The sequence below is a fragment of the Burkholderia sp. E168m22 genome, assembly GCF_001319805.1.
Taxonomy (GTDB): Bacteria; Pseudomonadota; Gammaproteobacteria; order Burkholderiales; family Burkholderiaceae; genus Burkholderia; species Burkholderia orbicola.
Map to the genome: position 1 here is coordinate 42,376 of NZ_BBSK01000094.1, position 20,069 is coordinate 62,444.

A 20,069-nucleotide genomic window follows, 5' to 3' on the forward strand; every position below is an offset into this window, starting at 1 on the left:
CGGATCGGGAATGGGTTCAGCCGGCCCGCTTGTAGCGGGCGTGGATGTTGTTGTGCTTGTACGAGCCGCTTTCGCTGAACTCGGTCAGTTCCATCGACAGCGCGAGGTAGCGTTTCGCGTACAGCTCGGCGAAATGGGCCTTGATCGCATCGAACAGCGCGTCGCACGCCGCTTGTTTCGTTTCGTCGCTGCGGCCCGCGCCGATCTTCAGCGTCACGTGGACGAACGCGTCGTCCTCCGTGCCGTCCGCGACGCAATAGTCGTGCAGCTCGATCGCGCGCGAACGGATGCCGCCGGTCGGAAACACGCCGCCCTGCGCGATCAGCGTCGCGTTGATCGTGCGCAGCAGCGCGGGAATGCGGGCGTCGTCGCGGATGTTCGCGGTGTATTCGACGACGATGTGTGGCATGGCAACTCTCCAGTCGGATTCGAAGGCGTGGCGGGCGGCAACGCTCAGGGCAGCGGGAAGATCGCGTTGATCTGCCCGGTGCCGGAACTCGCGAAATAGTCGGTGACGATCTCGACCGGCTTGTCGTAGCGATCCCAGCCGAGCAGCCCGAGCAGCATCGCCGTGTCGTGCATGCCGCCTTCGCCGTGGCAATGCACGTTGTATTCGGGCAGCATCGCGCAGAAGGTCTTGAAATCGCCCTGCTTCCACAGCTCGACCACGCGCAGGTCGACCTGCCGGAAGAATTCGCGGCTGATCTGGTGAATCGATTCCTCGGGGCTGCCGTTGTCGTTGAAGCGGTGCGACAGCGAGCCACTCGCGAGGAACGCGACGTTCGAATCGCTCTTCTCGATCGCCTCGAGCAGCGCCTCGCCGAAGCGCCGGCTTTCGTCGAGCTGATGCCACATGCACCAGCCGGCAATCGACACGACCTTGAAGTGCTGGTCGCCGTTCATGTAGCGCATCGGCACGAGCGTGCCGTATTCGAGCTCGAGGCTGTCGATTTCGTGCGCACGCGTCGCGACGCCGCGCTCGGTGGCCGTTTCCGCGATCAGCCGGCCGAGCGCCGGGTTGCCCGGATACGCGTACTGCATGTCGCGGATGAAATGCGGCAGCTCGTTGCTCGTATAGGTGCCCGCGAACCGCGCATTGCAGTTCACGTGATAGCCGGCGTTGACGAGCCAGTGCACGTCCGACACGACGATCGTGTCGACGCCGAGCGCGCGGCAGCGCTCGCCGATCAGCTGGTGGCCGCGGATCGCCGCTTCACGGCAGCCGTGATGCTTGCCGGGCAGTTCCGACAGGTACATCGACGGCACGTGCGTGATCTTCGCGGCGAGGGACAGTTTGCCCATCGTTCAAGTCTCCCTATCGTTCTTGCGACAAAACGGCCGGCGCCCGTCACACGCCCCAGCGCGGAACGTGATGCGAACCCATCGAGATGCACACGTTCTTGATCTCCGCGAACACCTCGAAACTGTACTCGCCGCCCTCGCGCCCGGTGCCCGATTCCTTCACGCCGCCGAACGGCTGGCGCAGGTCGCGCACGTTCTGGCTGTTCACGAACACCATCCCGGCCTCGATGCCGCGCGCGAGCCGATGCACCTTGCCCACGTCCTGCGTCCAGATGTACGACGCCAGGCCGTACGCCGTGTCGTTCGCGAGCCGCAGCCCGTCGTCTTCGTCGTCGAACGGGATGATGCACGCGACCGGCCCGAAGATTTCTTCCTGCGCGATGCGCATCCGGTTGTCGACGTCGGCGAACACGGTCGGCCGCACGAAATTGCCGTTGCGCAGATGCTCGGGCAGCCCGGCCGGCTTGTCCGCGCCGCCCGCGACCACGCGCGCGCCTTCCTGCTCGCCGATGCGGATATAGCCCGTCACCTTCTCCCAGTGCTGGCGCGTGATCATCGCGCCGAGATTCGTGCCCGGATCGGTCGGATCGCCGACCACCAGGTTGTTCGCGCGGCGCGCGAATTCCTGCACGAAGCGGTCGTAGATCGTGCGCTGCACGAAGATCCGCGAGCCCGCGGTGCAGCGTTCGCCGTTGATCGAGAAGATCGTGAACAGCGACGCGTCGAGCGCGCGGTCGAAATCGGCGTCGTCGAAAATCAGCACGGGCGACTTGCCGCCGAGTTCCATCGAATACTTCTTGAGGCCCGCGCGCTCCATGATCCGCTTGCCGGTGACCGTGCCGCCGGTAAACGACACCGCGCGCACGTCCGGATGCCGCACGAGCGCATCGCCGGCCGTCGCGCCGTAACCCTGCACGACGTTCAGCACGCCCGGCGGGATACCCGCTTCGAGCGCGAGCCGGCCGAGCTGGTCGGCCGTCAGCGGCGACAGCTCCGACATCTTCAGCACGGCCGTGTTGCCGAGCGCGAGGCACGGCGCCGTCTTCCACGTGGCGGTCATGAACGGCACGTTCCACGGCGACACCAGCGCGCACACGCCGACCGGCTGGTACAGCGTGTAGTTCAGCATCTGGTCGTCGACCGGATAGGTGCGGCCGTTCATCTGCACGCACACTTCGGCGAAGAAGTTGAAGTTCTCGGACGCGCGCGGAATCAGCTGCTTGCTCGTCTGCGCGATCGGCAGGCCGGTATCCTGCGTTTCCAGCGCGGCGAGCATCGGCACGTTCTTCTCGATCAGCTCGCCGAGCTTGCGCATCAGCTTCGCGCGCTCCTTCGCCGGCGTGTTCGCCCATTTGGGGAACGCTTCCTTCGCCGCGCGCACGGCCGCATCGACCTCGGCCTCGCCGCCCGACGCGACGTCGGTGATGACGTCGCCCGTCGCCGGGTTCAGCGTCGTGAAGGTTTCGCGGCTCTCCACTTCGCGGCCGCCGATCCAGTGCTTGATGGTCATGTGCTCTCCTTCCTTGGGCGACGGGCTCAGCCGGCGCGATAGTAGTCTGCCTCGCCGACGATCGTGTTCACGAGCCGGCCGATTCCTTCGATTTCGGTCACGACCTCGTCGCCCGGCTGCGTGTCCGCCAGCCCCTCGGGCGTGCCGGTCAGGATCAGGTCGCCCGGCGAGAGCGTCATGAAGCTGCTGATGTGCTCGATCAGCGCCGGCACGTCGAACACCATGTCGCGCGTGCTGCCGCGCTGCGTCTCCCGGCCGTTCACCGTCGTGCGCAGCGTCAGGTCGCCCGCGTCGCCGATCTCGTCGCGGCTGACGAACCACGGCCCGAGCGGCGTGCAGGTGTCGCGGTTCTTCACGCGCAGGTTCGGGCGGTAGTAGTTCTCGAGATAGTCGCGGATCGCGTAGTCGTTCGCGACCGTATAGCCGGCCACGTAGTCGATGGCCTGCGCGCGGCTCACGTGGCGCGCGGGCCGGCCGATCACGACGGCCAGTTCGCACTCGTAGTGCATGTGCGTGGCGTCCGCGGGGCGCACGGTCAGCGACCGGTGACCGACGAACGTATTCGGCCCCTTCAGGAAAATCAGCGGCTCGCTCGGCGCGTTGAACGCGAGCTCCTTCGCATGGTCGGCGTAGTTCAGGCCGAGCGCGAACGTCGTGCGCGGCGCGACGGGCGGCAGCCACGCCACCGCGTCCTCGGCCACCACGCGGCCCGTATCGAGGCGGATCGCGCCGTCGCCGGCCGGTTCGGCCGCATGCAGTGCGCCGTTGTAGATCACGCGCGCCGTCTTCATCGCGCTTCCTCCGCGATCAGCGTATGCCTCAACGTGCCGATGCCGGCCGCGGCGATCTCGATCGTGCTGCCCGCACGGGCATGCGGTGCGCCGCCCGCGACGCCGAGCAACAGCACGTCGCCCGCGTCGAACGACATGAAGGCCGTCACGTCGGCGATCAGCGCGCGCACCGGGCGAATCAGCGTCGCGGTCGACGCGGATGCCGCCACTTCGCCGTCGATCCACACCGTCAGGCCGATCGCGTCGACATCGGCGAGCGCGGCGGCCGGCACGATCGTGGGCCCAAGCGGGCAGAAGCCGTCGCGGCACTTGAAGCGCACGGCCGGACGGTAGTAATCGGGATGCGGCACCGACACGTCGCTCGCGAGCGTGAAGCCGTGCACGTAGTCGAGCGCCCGCGCGGCCGGCACGCGCGTCGCGCGCCGCGCGAACACGACGGCCACCGACGCGCCGATCTCCAGCGTGTCGACACCGGCCGGCACGATCACGGCGGCGCCGTCGGCTGCATGCGTGTTGGCGGATTTGATGTACAGGATCGGCGCCTGCGGCGGGCGGCCGTAAGGCGGTGCGTTCACCGCATCGCCGAGCGCGTCGAGCGCCGCGCGCTCGTTGAGCAAGGCCCCGTAGACGGTACCGATGGCGACCGGCAACGGCGGCGCCGCGGCGGTCGTGCAAGACAGCTCCATGCGTCATTCCCCTGCCGCGCGTCGCGGCGCATCGTCAATAGTTAATATCTTAAGTAAACAATCGAGTGGTGGCAACCTCGATTACCCTGAGATGCGAAATTCATCAGCTTCGGCTGTTAAGATTGATGCGTCCCCGTCCTCTGCTCATCCCGATGAACCGTACGCTCGACCATCGCAACCTGGCCATGCTGCTGCTCGAGGCCCGCGAAACGCTGATGGGTCTGTTTCGCCCCATTCTCAAGGAATTTTCGCTGACCGAACAGCAATGGCGGATCATCCGCGTGCTCGACGGCGAACCGACGGAGGCGCTCGAAGCCGGACAGATCGCGAAACGCTGCTGCATCCTGAGCCCGAGCCTGACTGGCGTGCTGGAGCGGATGGAGCGCGACGGCCTGATCACGCGCACGCGCGCGCAGGAGGATCAGCGCCGGCTGCTGGTCAGCCTGACGCCGCAAAGCAGGAAACTGGTGACGGAGATCGGGCCGCGCATCGACGCGCAATATCGTCAGCTCGAGTCGCGGTTCGGCCAGGACGGCCTGGAAGACATCTACCGCGCGCTCGACCGGCTCATCGAGCTCGGCAGCCAGGCGTAAAGACGGCGCCCGCGCCCGCCACGCGCGGGAGCGGACGCCGCCGGTGCGACGCGGGCGGTCAGCGGGCGATCAGTATCAGTGGATCGCGCCGCGCATCAGCTCGGTCACGGCCACGCCGCGCGACGTGCGCATGCACTCCTCGACGTAATCGATGAACGGCAATGGCTCGAAGTCGATTTCGTCGCGCACGCGGCGATTGTCGAACACGCGATCGACCGTCGCGAATTCCCCGCAGCGCTGCAGGGCCCGGCCGATCACACGCTCGAGTGCCGGATCGGGGCGCCCCAGCACATCACGCACGACGAGCGGCAGTTCCGCCGGCGCGCACGCCGCGTAGCGCGGCGCACCGGTCATTCCCGCCGCCTCGTCCATCGCGCGCACGATCTGCGCGACCTGCGGCGCCTCGTCGCCGGCCGACACGTGATAGACGTCGTGCGCCAGCGTCGGCTTGACGGCCAGCAGCATCGTCGCGCGCGCCACGTCGTCCACCGACACGATGTCGATGCGCGTCATCGGCCGCGCGGTGAAGCGGCGCGCCGCATGCGCGAGCCGGAACATCCAGAACGAATTCGGTGCGGGCCGCGTCCCGAGCACCGTATGGCCGACCACGTGCGACGGCCGCACGACGACGAGCGGCAGCCCGAGCGCGCGCAGACGCTGCTCCGTCCGGGCCTTCGCATGCAGGTAGTCGGCCGCCAGCACCGCGCCGGGCAGGCCTTCGTCGGCCTGCGGCGCGACGTCGTTCTCCGCGTCGCGTTCCGCCTCTTCCTGCACGATCCCGCCGCGGCCCGCATGCGCGTAGGCCGTGCCGACGTACACGAAGCGCTGCAGGCGCGGCGCGCGGGCAAAGCGTTCAGCGAAGTGCACCGCGTCGGCGATGTCGGCCTGCAGATGCGCGCCGTCGGCCGGCGACGCATGGCCCGCGCAGTGAATCACGTGCGTCGCGCCGGCCAGGCGCGGCGCATCGGCGCCGTGCCACACGTCGCCGAGCGCACCGACGATCACGTTCGCATCGGTCAGGCGCGACGCCCAGTACGGCGCGAGCCCCGCGCGCAACGCCGCTTCCCGCAGCCGCGCGACCGCATGGCCGCGGTCCTGCGCGCGCACGACGCACACGATGCGTTCGAGCAGCCCCGCATTGACGAGCGCCGTCAGCACGGTACTGCCGATGAAGCCGGTCGCGCCGGTCAGCACCAGCCGGCCCACGTTCGCCGCCGCGACCGGTGCGCTGGCCGGCGACACGAGGCTCGTCCGCCAGTTGAGCGACAACGCGGTTTTCCAGATCAGCACGATAGTCTCCTTCGAAGAGTCGGCCGGGCGGCGCGGTGCCCGCGGTTGCGGGCGGCGCACGGCTCACCGGCCGGGCCGGGGCTGACGCGCGCCCCGGCGCCTCCCGATCCGGCGTGCGGCCTGCGATCGCGTCGATCGCGCTCTGGCACGAGGCGGCGGCAGCCGGCGCGGACCGGCGTCCGCGGCACAGGATCGGGAAGTTCCCAGTGTGGGGCCCGACCGCATGCAAGTCTGTCCCGAAAGTTTCGTGAAAGTGTGCCGATTTGTACGCGATTGTCGGAGTGTGTCGTGCCGGCCGCCGCGTCAACACGCTGAAAGGTTCGGTCCGGCTGCATCCGAGGAGCGCCAGAGCATGTCCTTCGCCCCGCTTTCCGTCGATCGGTCGGCGCGCGACCGATCGACGCGGCCGGCGGCCCTGTCATCCCATGTCTGGGCCTCCGCGCGCGCCGGCCCGGCCACCGCTGGTCGCCGCTATCGCCCGCGTGGGCTGACGCCTCGGGAATGACCATGAATCGTCAGACATCGTTTCATCTGAAACGGAAATAGACTCGATCCGGGTTTATTGCGGATTATCACTTGCGTTTCACACCAGTCTATCTAGACTGTTCAAGTCAAAACGGTCGAATGTGTCATCTTTTTCAGGAGACGATCCAATGCGCCTCACCATTCGGATTAATGGCAGCGAATCGGCAACCCGGCATTCCTTCGCGGTCTTGTGGGTCGATACCGACGAAGGGCTGTGGTCGCGCGAGGCACATCAGGGCATCGACCTTCCGACCTGGGGCAAGATCCGCGACGTCGAAGGCGCGATGGCGCTGTGCGCGGCCGACAGCGGCAATGCCGTCTGTCAGTTGAAGGGGCTGTCGTTCGATGCGATGCGCCGCGAACAGGGCCCCGCGGTGCTCGCCGGCGAGCACCCCGACGGCGCGTGGCGCCTGCAGGCGGTCGATACCTGCACGACCCAGCCGGAATACCGGGAATTTATTTCCGTTGCCCGATAGGTATTATTGACATCAATCGTCTACGGTTTTCGGGTTTATTCCGGTAGCAGTGATATTCATTTCGATATTCAGCAATAATGGCGCCTCGGTTCGAGGCGCTTTTCATTTTATGGATTAAAGAAATAACCGGCGTGCGGGCAATTGATCGCGCGCCACGGGCGATCGCGAGCGAGCGATATCCCGAACCGCCTGCCCGAATCGGCATGCGATGATCGCGCAGGTTTCGTCCTCATCCGCCGCCGCCGAATCCCGCGTTGGCCCCACCTTTCCTGCCGTTTCCCTTCCCCTGTTCCAGATGGCCTGACCTTCGCCTTTTTGAAGGGCCGGAACATACTTTCCCCACACGATGTTTACTCCTTTATTACAATCGCATTATTCAGACTGACCCGCCGCCGCCCGGCGGCCCGACCCGGCCATTGCATGAGCGTGAAAAAGAAGACCCACCCTGCCGATCCATACGCGGCGGCGACCAAGAATCCGATGCTCGCGTCGCGCCTGCCGATGTGGCGCTCGAGGCTGATCGTGGTCGTCGTGTTCCTCGCGTTCGCCGCGCTGATCGCGCGCGCTTTCTGGGTGCAGGTCGCGAACCAGGATTTCTACGTCGGTCAGGGCCAGAAGCGCTACCAGCGCACGATCGAGCTCGATGCGATGCGCGGGCGCATCGTCGACCGCAACGGCGCGATGCTCGCGGTCAGCCTGTCGACCTATGAAATCTGGGCGAACCCGAAACAGGTCGCCGACACCGACTACCCGCAGATCGCGAAGCTGCTCGACCTGCCGCTCGTCGAGGTGAAGCGGCGTCTCGGCAACGACAAGACGTTCGTGCTGCTCAAGCGGCAGGTCGACGCGGACACCGCGAGCCGGCTCGACAAGCTCGCGATCGACGGCATCACGCAGATCGCCGATTCGAAGCGCTTCTACCCGGAAGGCGAATCGGCCGCGCACGTGGTCGGCTTCACGAACGTCGAGGACAAGGGCCAGGAAGGCGTCGAGCTCGCGGCGAATGCGCGCCTGCAAGGCACGTCCGGCCAGCGCGAGGTGATCCGCGACCGGCTCGGCCGCATCGTGTCGGACACGCGCCCGCTCGTCCCCGCGCAGCACGGCGCGACGATCGAACTGACGATCGACCGCCGCATCCAGCAGCTCGCCTTCAGCCAGCTCAAGGCGGCCGTGATCGAGAACAACGCGGTGGCCGGCAGCGTCGTCGTGCTCGACGCGCAGAACGGCGAGATTCTCGCGCTCGCGAACTATCCGACCTTCGACCCGAACGACCGCGCCCGCCTCACCGGCCAGCAATTGCGCAACCGCGCGGTGATCGACACGTTCGAACCGGGCTCGACGATCAAGCCGCTCGTCGTCGCGCTGTCGATCGACGAGCGCAAGGTCACGCCGAACACGGTCATCAACACGTCGCCGGGCACCTACAAGATCGGCCCGGCGGTGATCCACGATACGTCCAACCACGGCTCGCTGACGGTATCGCAGGCGCTGCAGAAGTCGAGCAACGTCGCGCTCGCGAAACTGGCGCTGAACCTGCCCGCCGAAACGATCTGGAACAAATACCAGGAGTACGGGATCGGCCGCGCGCCGGAACTGACGTTCCCGGGCGTCGCGTCGGGGCGGCTGCGCGGCTACAAGCGCTGGCGGCCGATCGAGCAGGCGACGATGGCGTACGGCTACGGGCTGTCGATGTCGCTGCTGCAGATCGCGCAGACCTACACCGCGTATGCGGGCGACGGCACGCTGCACCCGGTGTCGCTGCTAAAGAACGGCACCGACCAGCAGACGATCGACGCGCACCGCGGCCACCGCGTGACGTCGCCGCAAACGGCCGCCGCGATCCGCTCGATGCTCGAGATGGCGGTCGGCGAAGGCGGCACGGGGCGCCGCGCGCGCGTCGACGGCTACCGGATCGGCGGCAAGACGGGTACCGCGCGCAAGCAGGTCGGCGCGAGCTATGCGAAGGGCAAGTACCGCGCGCTGTTCGCGGGGATGGCGCCGATGAGCAACCCGCGCCTGATCGTCGCGGTGATGATCGACGAGCCGCGCGGCAAGGGTTACTACGGCGGCACGGTAGCCGGCCCGGTGTTCGCGTCGGTCACGAGCGGCTCGCTGCAGTTGCTGGGCGTGCCGCCCGATGCACCGGTCGAACCGGAAAAGAATGCGCCGGCGAAGGCCGCCGCGCCGCAGAAGACGGTCGCGGCGCCGAAAGCGGCGGCGCCGGCCACGGCGACCGTCGCGCAGAAACCGTCGGCCCAACTCAAGACGGCTGCGCAATCCAGTCGCCCCGCGCCCGCGAAGATGGCCGCAGCGGGCTGACGACGCCAGGCGCGCCGCCGCGCGCCGTCAATGCGCGGCCGCGACCGGCTTCGCCATCCGGCCGAGCACGTGCTCGGTCATCCCGCGCGCGAGTTCGGTCTCGCCCATGAACACGGTGCCGATGCCCTCGCTCGACAGCAGCGCGGCCTCGTCACCGCTGTTCGTGCACAGCACGACCTCGAGCGCCGGGTTGAGCGTGCGCGAGATCTCGACGATCTGCCGCACGTCGAACACGTCGGGCAGCGTGACGACCAGCATCCCGGCGCGGGCGATATGCGCCTGCACGAGCACGATCGGCTCGATCGCGTCGCCCGACACGGCCGCGATGCCGTCCGCACGCAGCTTCTCGACGAGCTCGCGATTCTGCTCGACGACGACATACGCGATCCCGCGCTCGTCCAGTGCATGCGCGATTCGCGTGCCGACCTTGCCGTAGCCGACGATCACGACCTGCCCGGTCAGATGCGTCTGCGGCGTCGACATCGGCAGCGCGGCGAGCGGATCGTCGCGCGCCTCGAGCTTGCGCGCGAACGCCGAATGCTTGCGAATCCACGCGAGCGCCGGATCGATCATCGCGAACAGCAGCGTGTTCATCGCGATCGAGATCAGCGCGACCGCGAGAATCAGGCTCTGCCCTTCGGCCGACAGCAGCCCGAGCGCACGGCCGAGCCCCGCGAGGATGAACGAGAATTCGCCGATCTGCGCGAGGCCCGCGCCGACCGTCAACGCGGTGTTTAGCGGATAGCGGAACGCGATCACGAGCGCGACGGCCGCGACCGTCTTGCCGATCAGCACGATGGCCGCGACCTCGATCACGTGCAGCGGCTCGTCGAGCAGCACCTTCGGGTCGAACAGCATGCCGACCGAGATGAAGAACAGCACCGAGAACGCGTCGCGCAGCGGCAGCGTCTCGTCGGCCGCGCGCCGGCTGAATTCCGACTCGCGCATCATCATCCCGGCGAAGAACGCGCCGAGCGCGAACGACACGTCGAACAGCTTCGCCGCGCCGAACGCGATGCCGACCGCGGCCGCGATCATGCACAGCGTGAACAGCTCGCGCGAGCCGGTGCGCGCGACGAGCCACAGAATGCGCGGGAACACGCGCTTGCCGACCACCAGCATCAGTGCAATGAATGCGGCGACCTTCAGCATCGTGACGCCGAGCGTGCCCCACACGCTGCCGCCGGCCGCATGCGTATCGCCGGGCGGCGTGCCGCCGAGCAGCCCGGCCACCGGCGGGAGCAGCACCAGCACGAGCACCATCACGAGATCCTCGACGACCAGCCAGCCCACCGCGATGCGCCCGTTGACCGTCTCGACGAGCCCGCGCCCTTCGAGCGCGCGCAGCAGCACGACGGTACTCGCGACCGACAGCGCCAGCCCGAACACGAGCGCCGCACCGAGGCTCCAGCCCCACGTGAGCGCGAGCCCGCCGCCGAGCAGCGTCGCGACGGTGATCTGGACGATGGCGCCCGGCAGCGCGATCTTGCGCACCGCGAGGAGATCGCCGAGCGAGAAATGCAGGCCGACGCCGAACATCAGCAGCATCACGCCGACTTCCGCAAGCTGCTGCGCGAGCGACAGGTCGCCGACGAAACCGGGCGTGCCGGGGCCGATCACGATCCCGGCGAGCAGATAGCCGACGAGCGGCGGCATTTTCAGCAGCGACGCGAGGTAACCAAAGATCATCGCGAGACCGAAACCGGCCGCGAGCAACGCAATCAGGCTGACGTCATGAGGCATCCCCCCTCCCAAGCTCTTGTAACTATTTAGTAAGGTTCAAGAGTGAAAGGATAAGGGATGAGGCGGAAAAATGGCGCGCAGCCGCGAAAATTTCACGCGGCGGCGCGGGTTGCGGGGCGTGACCCCGGCGAAGGGAAAGGCGTTGCCGCCCGGCCGCACATTGACGTGAACCGGGCGGCAGGCGGGGCGGACGCCCCGCCGCTCCGGTCAGCGCGACGCTTGCGGGAAGCGCGCGCCCGGCGGCGGCTCGGGCCGCGTCGACGGCACGCTCTTGCGCACCTTCGCGACCTGCGCGGCCGTCACCGACGCACCCGTGTTGCCCCAGCTCGTGCGCACGAAGTTCGACACGTCCGCGACTTCCTGGTCCGACAGGCGCCAGCCGAACGGCGGCATCGTGAAGGTCGACGGCGCGGTGCGCGTGCCTTGCAGCGCGCTGCCTTCGAGCACGACGTGGATCAGCGAGGTCGGGTCGTCGCCCTGCACGACCGGGTTGCCGGCGAGTGCCGGGAACACGCGCGTGTAGCCGTGGCCATCGCTGCGGTGGCAGGCCATGCAGTTGTCGCGATAGACGGCCGCGCCCGGCTTGCTCGCGTCGCCGGTCTGCAGCGCCTTCGCCGCGGCCGCGTCGTACACGTGCGGCTGCTCGCCCTGCACGCGCGGCGGCAACGTCTTCAGGTAGCGCGCGATCGCGTTCAGGTCGTCGTCGGTCATGTGCTGCATGCTGTGGCCGACCACGTCCGTCATCCCCCCGAACGCGGCCGTGCGCAGCGTGCGGCCGGTTTTCAGGAACTGCACGATCTCGGTTTCGCTCCACGTGCCGAGGCCCGTGCGCGGCTCGCCGCGCAGGCTCGTCGGCACCCAGCCGTCGATCGCCGCGCCGCCGGCCAGGAAGTCGAGGCCGTCCGCGTCGGTCAGCCCGCGCTCCTGCATCGTCGGCGCGCGCGGCGTATGGCACGCGCCGCAGTGGCCGAGCCCCTGCACCAGATACGCGCCGCGCGCGACCACCGGGTCGGTGTACGACGCCGCGTCGAACGGCTTCGGCGACGGCGCGAACATCTTGCGCCAGATGCCGAGCGGCCAGCGCATCGACAGCGGCCACACGATGTCCACCTTGCGGTTCTCGTGCTCGACCGGCGCGACGCCGTGCATGAAGTACGCGTACAGCGCCTTCATGTCGTCGTCGGTCAGGCGCGCGTACGACGGGAACGGCATCGCCGGATACATCGTGTCGCCGTTCTTGCGCACGCCTTCGCGCACCGCGCGGGTGAAGTCCTCGTAAGTCCAGCCGCCGAGGCCCGTCTTCGGGTCCGGCGTGATGTTCGTCGAGTAGATGCCGCCGATCGGCGTGTCGAACTTCAGGCCACCCGCGAACGGCTTGCCGCCGCTCGCGGTGTGGCAGGCGATGCAGTCGCCCGCGCGAGCAAGGTATTCGCCGCGCTTGATCAGGTTCGCGTCGGCCGACTGGGCGGCCGGTGCGGCCACCGCGCCCGAAGCCGCGGACGGCGTGGACGCCGGCTGCGCGAACGCGCCGCCGCCCGCCAGACCGAATGCCGCCCATGCCGTGCCGATCGCCAGCGCGCGCCGCAGCGGGGACACCGGACGCGCGGCGTTGTGGTGGTTCATCGTCCTCTTCATACGGTCACCAGCGGGGCGGGATTTTTCAGGTATTGCTCGCGGATCGCGCGTGCCGACCAGTAGGCCAGCGCCGCGATGATCCCGGTCGGGTTGTAGCCGATGCCCTGCGGCAGCGCGGACGCGCCCATCACGAACACGTTGTGCACGTCCCAGCACTGCAGATAGCGGTTCAGCACGCTCGTCTTCGGGTCGGTGCCCATGATCGCGCCGCCGACGAGGTGGGTCGTCTGGTACTGGCGCGAGTCGAAGTGCTTGCCGAATTCGCGCGTCGACACGCCGATCGCCTTCGGCCCCATCGCTTCCGCGATCTTCTTCATCTGCCCGGTCACGTACTGCGCCATCTTGATGTCGTTGTCCTTCCAGTCGAACGTCATCCGCAACAGCGGCTGGCCGTACGAATCGCGATAGGTCGGGTCGAGGTCGAGATACACGTCGCGGTACGACATGTTGGTGCCGTGCGCGTCCATCGAGATCGTGTGCGCGTAGTTGTCCTTGACGGCCTTCTTCCACGCCGAGCCCCACTGCGGCGTGCCGGGCGGCGTGGCGATGCCGCTGATCGGCTTCACGCCGGCCTGGTTCACCCACAGCGGCGAGCCGCCGACGAAGCCGAGCGGGCCGTGGTCGAAGTTGTCCGCGTTGAAGTCGTCCACCGCGACGCCGTTGCCGCCCGCGCCGATGAACGGGTTCGTGTAGGTATCCTTGTCGAAGAACGCCTTGATCGTCGACAGGTTCTGGTACGCGAAATTGCGGCCGACCACGCCTTCGCCCGAGATCGGATCGTACGGCTTGCCGATGCCCGACAGCAGCAGCAGGTGCACGTTGTGATACTGGAACGCGGCCACGATCACGAGATCGGCCGGCTGGTGCACTTCACGTCCGGCCGGATCGACGTAGGTGACGCCGGTCGCGCGCTTCTTCGTGTCGTCGAGGTCGACGCGCAGCACGTGGCACTTCGAGCGCAGCTCGAAGTTCGGCGCCTGCTTCAGCGCGGGCAGGATGTTCAGGTTCGGCGACGCCTTCGAATACATGTAGCACGCGTAGCCGCTGCAGTAGCCGCAGAAGTTGCACGGGCCCATCTGCACGCCGTACGGGTTCGTGTACGGGCCCGACGTGTTCGCCGACGGCAGCCGGTACGGATGCAGGCCGAGCGAATGCGCGGCATCGAAGAAGCGCTGCGCCGAATAGGTATTGAGCTGCGCGGGCAGCGGGAAGTTGTCGCTGCGGTTCGCCTCGAACACGTTGCCGTCGCCGACCACCTTGCCGCCGACCTTGTACGCCTGCCCCGACGTGCCGAACACCTTCTCGGCGAAATCGAAATGCGGCTCGAGCTCGTCGTAGGTCACGCCCGTATCCTGGATCGTCATCCCTTCCGGGATGAACTTCTTGCCGTAGCGCTCTTCATAGTGGCTGCGCAGGCGCAGCTCTTCCGGCGTGATCCGGAAGTGCACGCCCGACCAGTGCAGCCCCGCGCCGCCGACGCCTTCGCCCGGCAGGAACGCGGCGAGCTGCCGGTACGGCAGCGCGGTGTCCTGCAGGCCGTGACGGATCGACACGGTCGTCTTCGACAGGTCGAGGAACAGCTTCTTGCGGATGTTGTAGGTCAGCTCGTCGATCGTGTTCGGATACGCGCCGTCCGGATAGGTGTCGCGATATTCGCCGCGCTCGAGCGCGACGACGTTCAATCCCGCTTCGGTCAGTTCCTTCGCGAGAATCGCGCCGGTCCAGCCGAAGCCGACGATCACCGCATCGACGTGCGGCTTCTTGTCTGCGGCCATCAGCTGCGCTCCCCGTTGATCGAGACGGGGCCGTACGGATAGGGCTTGCCGCTCTGGTTGACGAAATCCATGAAATCCGCGCGTGCGCCCGGGAAACCGATCATCTTCCACGCGGCCATGTCGCGATTGCCGCCATGCACCGGATCGCAGAAGTAGCCTTCGCGCGTGTTCTGCAGCAACTGGCCGAGAAATACGCCGGGCGGGACGTCGTCGATCTGCGCGCCGCCCTTCTCCAGCGCACCGAGCACCGTGTCGCGCGTCGGCGCGTCGAGATCCGCGAACGCCTTGCCGTGCGTCTTCTCGCAATAGCGGTTGACGGCCGCGATGCCGAGCCGGTAGATGTCGCGCGGCACCAGCTTCAACTGGTAGCCGAGCTCGGGCACGCCCTGCTGGAACGGCCCCTGCATGTACCACGTCGCGCCGTGCGCATACGGCGTCTCCATCTGGCGATCGATGAATTCGGGCACGCCCGCCTCGAGCGCGCCGGGGCCTTCGGCGTCGGCCGGAATCAGCCGGTCGACGGCGGCCTGGACGAACGCCCATTCCTTCGCATCGAAAAAGGTCGGCTTGTACGGCGCGCGTTCGGCGCTGGCCGATGCAGCGGACGCGTTGCCGGCGGTCGTCGCGGACGGCGACGACGAGTGCAGGTCGCAGCCGGCGACCGACGCGATCGGCACGAGCGCGACCGATGTGCGCAGGAAACGGCGACGCGAATTGGGTTTGTCAGGTGGCGTGGACATGGTCGGATGTTGATCGTTGGGGATCGGGGTTCGGACGCGCGCATTCCGCATGCCGCGTGCCCGGCACGGCAGCCGTGCCGCAGGCGGCCGGTCGCCCTGTTCTTTCGTGTGTTGCGCACAACCTCGATGCAGGCGCCCGGCCGCGATTCGCGGTGGCGCCGTCATTGCAGCCGCGCTCGCCCCGGTGCCGGCGGCGTTGCGCGGATCGACCTCTTGGCGGGCCCTATCGTCGGACAAATACCGGCATCGGCCGGCATCTCTCCTTCATCGCCCATGACCCTTGTTCAACTTAGACGTCGCGTCCGCCGACGGCAAGCGCAACGTGCACGACCCTCTTTCGGGGCCCGGCGACGAGTGCGGCGAATTATATATGGAACCGGTTCCAGCGCTAGAGGGTTCAATGCAATTCAGTGCATCGAAATTAGCAACAATGGGAAAACCGGATGCCGGAATGTGCAAGGATGAGGTGATGGCGGACAGCGACGATCGGGCGGCGGCGGAACCCGGCCGCTGTCATCACGTGCATCACGTGCCTCTGTCGGCGGAGATCCGGACGGCGCTGGCCGTCGGCGCGCGCTACGGCGTGCCCGAGATCCTCGAAGTGGAGGCGCAGCGGATGCACCGGCAGGGCCACACATTCTTCGTCGCCGAAAACGGTGTCCGGCTGACCGATGCCGTGCCGGCCGAATGCCTGACGCTGATCGATACGTGCGCGGACTGAATCGCGCGCCGCGCCCCGCTCACCACGGCCAGAACATCGATGCGATCGACAGCGCCAGCGCCGCACACAGCGGCGAGTAATACAGCGTGTCCATCCGCGCGAAACGCGACCCGCGAATCCGTTTGAAGAAGCCGACGTAGCGAAAATCGCCGACGGCGCGCACCGCGAAGATCAATGCGAGCGCAACGACCGCGAACGCGATCGTGCAGGGATACGCGTTGCGCCCCAGCCAGCCGGCACGCGCGGCGACCACGCCTGCCCCGCCCAGCAGCGCGAGCGCGACGGTCAGCGTGCCGACCGCCGTCGGCCGCAACAGCGGTACGCCATCCTGCTCCGGAATGGCCGCGCGCTTGCCCAATCGCCCGCCGAACGCCCAGTAGACGTGCACGAGCGCGATGGCGCAAAGCGTCGGCACGCTGAAATACGCACCGGTCATGTCGATCAAGGTCCTCGTCTCGTTGTCTCGTCGTTTTGCCGAAAGGTGTTCGGCTCGCGGCCCCGGCCCGCGCCACGCATGACGATACCGAAACCGCGTCACGTGCGCATTGCGACGTCCGGTCGCAACCGGCGGTGACGCATGCTGCGTTGCAGTGCGCATGCGTCGTCGCACAGCCCGGTCGCTTGACTTCCCTCCGCGCACTACTACCCTGTTATTCCAGTACTGCGGTCGGCAAGGCGCTGCGCAACGGACTGCCCGCACGACGACGATAACGAAGGCCATGGAGGCGACTCATGCTGATCGGTGTGCCGAAGGAGATCAAGAACCACGAATACCGCGTCGGCCTCACGCCGGCCGGCGCGCGCGAACTCACGCGGCACGGCCATCGCGTGCTGGTGCAGCGCGGCGCGGGCACCGCGATCGGCCTGCTCGACGACGACTACACGGCCGCGGGCGCGTCGCTCGGCGACGGCGCCGAAGAAATCTTCGCGCGCGCCGACATGATCATCAAGGTCAAGGAACCGCAGCCCACCGAATGCGCGATGCTGCGGCGCGGCCAGATCCTCTACACGTACCTGCATCTCGCGCCCGATCCCGACCAGGCCGCCGCGCTCGTGAAATCCGGCGCGGTCTGCATCGCGTACGAAACCGTGACGGGCCCCGGCGGCGGCCTGCCGTTGCTCGCGCCGATGAGCGAAGTCGCCGGCCGTATGTCGATCCAGGTCGCGGCGACCCACCTCGAAAGCCCGCGCGGCGGCCGCGGCCTGCTGATGGCCGGCGTGCCGGGCGTGCCGGCCGCGCACGTCGTCGTGCTCGGCGCGGGCGTCGTGGGCACCGGTGCGCTGCAGATGGCGGTGGGCCTCGGCGCGCGCGTCACCGTGCTCGACAACAACGTGAACCGGTTGCGCCAGCTCGATCTCGTGTTCGCCAACCGGATCGCGACCGTCTGCTCGAATGCGCAGACGGTCGACGAAGCCGTGCGCGATGCCGACGTCGTGATCGGCGCCGTGCTCGTTCCGGGCGCATCGGCGCCGCGGCTCGTCACGCGCGACATGATCGCGACGATGCGCAAGGGAGCGGTCGTCGTCGATGTCGCGATCGACCAGGGCGGCTGCTTCGAGACCTCGCATGCGACCACGCACGCGGCGCCGACGTTCGTGGTCGACGGAGTGGTCCACTATTGCGTCGCGAACATGCCCGGCGCGGTCGCGCGCACGTCGACCTTTGCGCTGAACAATGCAACGCTCGGCCATGCGCTCGCGCTCGCCGACAAGGGCTGGAAGCAGGCGATGCTCGACGATCCGCATCTGCGCGCGGGCCTGAACGTGTGCGACGGCCACATCACGTACGAAGCGGTCGCGCTGGCGCTCGGCCTGCCCTACGTCCCGGCGACCGGCGTACTCGCATGACCCTGCCGGCATGAGCTGAACGCAATTCGGCCGGGCCGCGTGGCGTTCACGCGCCCTTCGACCGGCTCCGCTTCGCGCCGCCGCCCGCGCTGCCCGCACCGCCCATCGTGCGTGCCAGCAGCGGCCGCAGTTGCGCGAGCGTGCGCGTGTTCAGCACGTCCTGCCGCGTCAGCCAGCCGCGCCGCGCCTGATCGACGCCGAACGCGAGATGGTCAAGCTCGTCCGCGCCGTACGCATCCGAACCGATCGCGACCAGCACGCCGGCCTTCGCGGCCTCGCGGCACCAGACGTCCGGCAGGTCGAAGCGCCGCGGCTGCGCATCGAGTTCGACGAAGCAGCCGCGCGCGGCGGCCTGCGCGAGCACGCGCGGCACGTCCAGTTCGCACGCGTCGCGCTCGCCGAGCACGCGGCCGGTCGGGTGCGCGAGAATCGTGAAATACGGATGCTCCATCGCACGCAGCATGCGATCGGTCTGCGCGCCGCGCGGCAGGTCGAAGCCGTCGCGTACCGCGCCGACGACGAGATCGAGCCGGCCGAGCATCGCGTCCGGCACGTCCAGGCTGCCATCCTCGCGAATACCGGCTTCCACGCCCTTGAGCAACACGAAATCGTCGAACGCCGCGTTGATGCGGTCGATCTCGTCGAGCTGCCGCGCGAGCCAGTCGAAACCGTCGCGATCGCCGCCAGGCGGCACGCGGTCGGTGACGGCCAGGTAGGCGAGCCCGCGTGCACGCGCGGCGGCGGCCATCGCGCGCAGGCCGTCGCGGCCGGCTGACGCATCGGTATGCGCGTGCAGGTCGCCATGCAGATCCTTGCGCTCGATGAGCGCCGGCAGCGTGCCGGCGCGCGACGCATCGATCTCGCCGCGATCCTCGCGCAACTCGGGCGGCACCTCGCGCAGCCCGATGGCCGCGTAGACCGATGCCTCCGTCGCGCCGGCAATCCGCTCGTCGCCGCGAAACACGCCGTATTCGTTGATCTTCAGGCCGCCGGCCTGCGCGATCCGGCGCAGCGCGATGTTGTGCGCCTTCGACCCCGTGAAGTAGACGAGCGCCGCGCCGAACGCATCGGCATCGACGACGCGCAGGTCGACCTGCAAGCCGTTGGCCAGCATCACGCTCGACCGGGTCTTGCCGTGCGCGAGCACGCGCGCCACTTCGCCGTAACCGACGAACGCTTCGGTGACCGCGACCGGATCATGTGCGGTGACGAGGATGTCGAGATCGCCGACCGTCTCGCGGCGGCGGCGGAAACTGCCGGCCGGCACGGCGTTGCCGACACCGGCCACCGCACGCAGGCGTTCGAGCAACGACATCAGCGCGTGCGCGGCCTCGGGCAGCAGGAAGCGTTGCGGCTCGCGCTGCAGGCGATCGTCGATCGCTTCGAGCAGATGCGCTTCGGTTTTGGCGCCGAAGCCCGGCAGCTCGCGCACATGCCCGTTCTTCGCTTCCGCGCGCAGCTGTTCGAGCGAATCGACGTGCAGCGCGTCATGCAGCGCCTTCACGCGTTTCGCGCCGAGCCCGGGCACGTCGAGCAGCTCGACGATCGCGCCCGGCAGCGCATGGCGCAAGGTTTGCTGCAGCTCGCAGGTGCCGGTCGCGGTGATCTCGCGCAGCTTCGACGCAAGATCGGCCCCGATCGACGGAATCTTCCCGAGATCGTCGCCGTTCGCGATCATCGTCGGGATGTCGCGACCGTAGTCGGCGATCGTCCGCGCGGCGTTGCGGTACGCACGTACGCGAAATGGATTGGCGCCCTGGATCTCGAGCATGTCGGCGATCTCGGCGAACACGGCCGCGCACTCGGCATTGTGGATCGGCATGATTGGCGTGGCTCCCTTCCACGTGGATGGCGCCGCGCGCGGGCGCGACGGCGTCTGCCCGCCCGGCGCCGCATGTCGACGCCGCCGGGCGCTCGTTGGTCATCCTGCGCCGGCCGCGCCGTACGTGCGGCGCGGTGGGAGCCGCAACCTCAGAGCGACGCGCGCGGCGTCGTGGCGTAGCGCCGCTCGTAGAGCGATTGGCAATGCGTGCAGCGTTCGGCGGTCGGGCGCGCCAGCAGGCGCTCGTAGCCGACCGAGCCGTCGCAGTCGATGCATTCGCCGTAACTGCCGTC

The 20,069-nt window shown here is 68.2% G+C and carries 18 protein-coding genes; 5 read left to right on the forward strand and 13 right to left on the reverse strand.

Annotated features, from left to right (window positions below):
* Positions 1–16: 16 nt before the first annotated feature.
* From AP428_RS21030 to AP428_RS21050, 5 genes are read right to left on the reverse strand one after another with little or no spacing between them, the layout of a single operon-like run.
* On the reverse strand, positions 17–409 hold the full coding sequence (locus AP428_RS21030) for a 5-carboxymethyl-2-hydroxymuconate Delta-isomerase (RefSeq protein ID WP_011547838.1): 393 nt from the start codon (positions 407–409) through the stop codon (positions 17–19).
* A gap of 44 nt (positions 410–453) precedes the next feature.
* Positions 454–1,302, reverse strand: a complete 849-nt coding sequence (gene hpaD / locus AP428_RS21035) for a 3,4-dihydroxyphenylacetate 2,3-dioxygenase (RefSeq protein WP_011547839.1) — start codon at positions 1,300–1,302, stop codon at positions 454–456.
* A gap of 46 nt (positions 1,303–1,348) precedes the next feature.
* Positions 1,349–2,812 (reverse strand): 5-carboxymethyl-2-hydroxymuconate semialdehyde dehydrogenase, encoded by a 1,464-nt coding sequence (gene hpaE / locus AP428_RS21040; RefSeq protein WP_011547840.1) that lies wholly within the window; start codon positions 2,810–2,812, stop codon positions 1,349–1,351.
* A gap of 26 nt (positions 2,813–2,838) precedes the next feature.
* A complete protein-coding gene (locus AP428_RS21045; protein WP_006479172.1) occupies positions 2,839–3,603 on the reverse strand; it encodes a fumarylacetoacetate hydrolase family protein in 765 nt (254 codons plus the stop codon).
* Positions 3,600–4,289 carry a fumarylacetoacetate hydrolase family protein gene (locus AP428_RS21050; RefSeq protein WP_011547841.1) on the reverse strand — a complete coding sequence of 230 codons (690 nt, stop codon included), beginning with the start codon at positions 4,287–4,289 and terminating at the stop codon, positions 3,600–3,602. The genes AP428_RS21045 and AP428_RS21050 overlap by 4 nt, the downstream gene beginning before the upstream one ends.
* Positions 4,290–4,441: 152 nt before the next feature.
* On the opposite strand from AP428_RS21050, the gene hpaR reads away from it, so the two are divergent.
* Positions 4,442–4,882: a homoprotocatechuate degradation operon regulator HpaR gene (gene hpaR / locus AP428_RS21055; RefSeq protein WP_012338289.1), complete on the forward strand. Its 441-nt coding sequence runs from the start codon at positions 4,442–4,444 to the stop codon at positions 4,880–4,882.
* A gap of 75 nt (positions 4,883–4,957) precedes the next feature.
* Here hpaR and AP428_RS21060 read toward each other — a convergent pair whose 3' ends face one another.
* Positions 4,958–6,172: an SDR family oxidoreductase gene (locus AP428_RS21060; protein ID WP_011694717.1), complete on the reverse strand. Its 1,215-nt coding sequence runs from the start codon at positions 6,170–6,172 to the stop codon at positions 4,958–4,960.
* 653 nt (positions 6,173–6,825) lie between these two features.
* Here AP428_RS21060 and AP428_RS21065 point away from each other — a divergent pair.
* The gene (locus tag AP428_RS21065) at positions 6,826–7,173 is read left to right on the forward strand and encodes a DUF3564 family protein (RefSeq protein ID WP_011547844.1); all 348 of its coding nucleotides are present in this window, start codon (positions 6,826–6,828) and stop codon (positions 7,171–7,173) included.
* Between the two features lie 420 nt (positions 7,174–7,593).
* Complete coding sequence (locus AP428_RS21070; protein ID WP_011547845.1) at positions 7,594–9,492, forward strand: penicillin-binding protein 2; 1,899 nt, start codon at positions 7,594–7,596, stop codon at positions 9,490–9,492.
* 27 nt (positions 9,493–9,519) lie between these two features.
* On the opposite strand, the gene AP428_RS21075 is transcribed toward AP428_RS21070, so the two are convergent.
* From AP428_RS21075 to AP428_RS21090, 4 genes are all read right to left on the reverse strand, one after another.
* Complete coding sequence (locus AP428_RS21075) at positions 9,520–11,235, reverse strand: cation:proton antiporter (RefSeq protein WP_011547846.1); 1,716 nt, start codon at positions 11,233–11,235, stop codon at positions 9,520–9,522.
* Between the two features lie 207 nt (positions 11,236–11,442).
* On the reverse strand, positions 11,443–12,870 hold the full coding sequence (locus tag AP428_RS21080; RefSeq protein ID WP_011547847.1) for a cytochrome c: 1,428 nt from the start codon (positions 12,868–12,870) through the stop codon (positions 11,443–11,445).
* A complete protein-coding gene (locus AP428_RS21085) occupies positions 12,867–14,645 on the reverse strand; it encodes a GMC family oxidoreductase (protein ID WP_011547848.1) in 1,779 nt (592 codons plus the stop codon). Before AP428_RS21085 ends, AP428_RS21080 begins: the two co-directional genes overlap by 4 nt.
* Positions 14,645–15,385 (reverse strand): gluconate 2-dehydrogenase subunit 3 family protein, encoded by a 741-nt coding sequence (locus AP428_RS21090; protein WP_012338290.1) that lies wholly within the window; start codon positions 15,383–15,385, stop codon positions 14,645–14,647. Before AP428_RS21090 ends, AP428_RS21085 begins: the two co-directional genes overlap by 1 nt.
* A gap of 400 nt (positions 15,386–15,785) precedes the next feature.
* Between AP428_RS21090 and AP428_RS21095 the strand changes: the two genes are divergently transcribed.
* Positions 15,786–16,106, forward strand: coding sequence for an RNA 2'-phosphotransferase (locus AP428_RS21095; RefSeq protein WP_011547850.1), 321 nt, complete (start codon positions 15,786–15,788; stop codon positions 16,104–16,106).
* A 19-nt stretch (positions 16,107–16,125) separates the two neighbouring features.
* On the opposite strand, the gene AP428_RS21100 is transcribed toward AP428_RS21095, so the two are convergent.
* Complete coding sequence (locus AP428_RS21100; RefSeq protein WP_011547851.1) at positions 16,126–16,542, reverse strand: DUF3995 domain-containing protein; 417 nt, start codon at positions 16,540–16,542, stop codon at positions 16,126–16,128.
* Positions 16,543–16,838: 296 nt separating this feature from the next.
* Between AP428_RS21100 and ald the strand changes: the two genes are divergently transcribed.
* Positions 16,839–17,954 (forward strand): alanine dehydrogenase, encoded by a 1,116-nt coding sequence (gene ald, locus AP428_RS21105; RefSeq protein WP_011547852.1) that lies wholly within the window; start codon positions 16,839–16,841, stop codon positions 17,952–17,954.
* Positions 17,955–18,000: 46 nt separating this feature from the next.
* Here ald and polX read toward each other — a convergent pair whose 3' ends face one another.
* Positions 18,001–19,776: a DNA polymerase/3'-5' exonuclease PolX gene (gene polX, locus AP428_RS21110; RefSeq protein WP_011547853.1), complete on the reverse strand. Its 1,776-nt coding sequence runs from the start codon at positions 19,774–19,776 to the stop codon at positions 18,001–18,003.
* Between the two features lie 149 nt (positions 19,777–19,925).
* Positions 19,926–20,069 (reverse strand): TraR/DksA C4-type zinc finger protein (locus AP428_RS21115; protein WP_197285606.1); only part of this gene is annotated, 144 nt, incomplete at its 5' end.

Coding starts and splice junctions, on each gene's coding strand:
- AP428_RS21050 (WP_011547841.1), bottom strand. CDS start 4,289: ATGGAGCTGTCTTGCACGACCGCCGCGGCGCCGCCGTTGCCGGTCGCC.
- AP428_RS21070 (WP_011547845.1), top strand. CDS start 7,594: ATGAGCGTGAAAAAGAAGACCCACCCTGCCGATCCATACGCGGCGGCG.
- ald (WP_011547852.1), top strand. CDS start 16,839: ATGCTGATCGGTGTGCCGAAGGAGATCAAGAACCACGAATACCGCGTC.
- hpaR (WP_012338289.1), top strand. CDS start 4,442: ATGAACCGTACGCTCGACCATCGCAACCTGGCCATGCTGCTGCTCGAG.
- AP428_RS21065 (WP_011547844.1), top strand. CDS start 6,826: ATGCGCCTCACCATTCGGATTAATGGCAGCGAATCGGCAACCCGGCAT.
- AP428_RS21030 (WP_011547838.1), bottom strand. CDS start 409: ATGCCACACATCGTCGTCGAATACACCGCGAACATCCGCGACGACGCC.
- AP428_RS21085 (WP_011547848.1), bottom strand. CDS start 14,645: ATGGCCGCAGACAAGAAGCCGCACGTCGATGCGGTGATCGTCGGCTTC.
- AP428_RS21075 (WP_011547846.1), bottom strand. CDS start 11,235: ATGCCTCATGACGTCAGCCTGATTGCGTTGCTCGCGGCCGGTTTCGGT.
- AP428_RS21080 (WP_011547847.1), bottom strand. CDS start 12,870: ATGAAGAGGACGATGAACCACCACAACGCCGCGCGTCCGGTGTCCCCG.
- polX (WP_011547853.1), bottom strand. CDS start 19,776: ATGCCGATCCACAATGCCGAGTGCGCGGCCGTGTTCGCCGAGATCGCC.
- AP428_RS21090 (WP_012338290.1), bottom strand. CDS start 15,385: ATGTCCACGCCACCTGACAAACCCAATTCGCGTCGCCGTTTCCTGCGC.
- AP428_RS21045 (WP_006479172.1), bottom strand. CDS start 3,603: ATGAAGACGGCGCGCGTGATCTACAACGGCGCACTGCATGCGGCCGAA.
- AP428_RS21100 (WP_011547851.1), bottom strand. CDS start 16,542: ATGACCGGTGCGTATTTCAGCGTGCCGACGCTTTGCGCCATCGCGCTC.
- hpaD (WP_011547839.1), bottom strand. CDS start 1,302: ATGGGCAAACTGTCCCTCGCCGCGAAGATCACGCACGTGCCGTCGATG.
- hpaE (WP_011547840.1), bottom strand. CDS start 2,812: ATGACCATCAAGCACTGGATCGGCGGCCGCGAAGTGGAGAGCCGCGAA.
- AP428_RS21095 (WP_011547850.1), top strand. CDS start 15,786: ATGCAATTCAGTGCATCGAAATTAGCAACAATGGGAAAACCGGATGCC.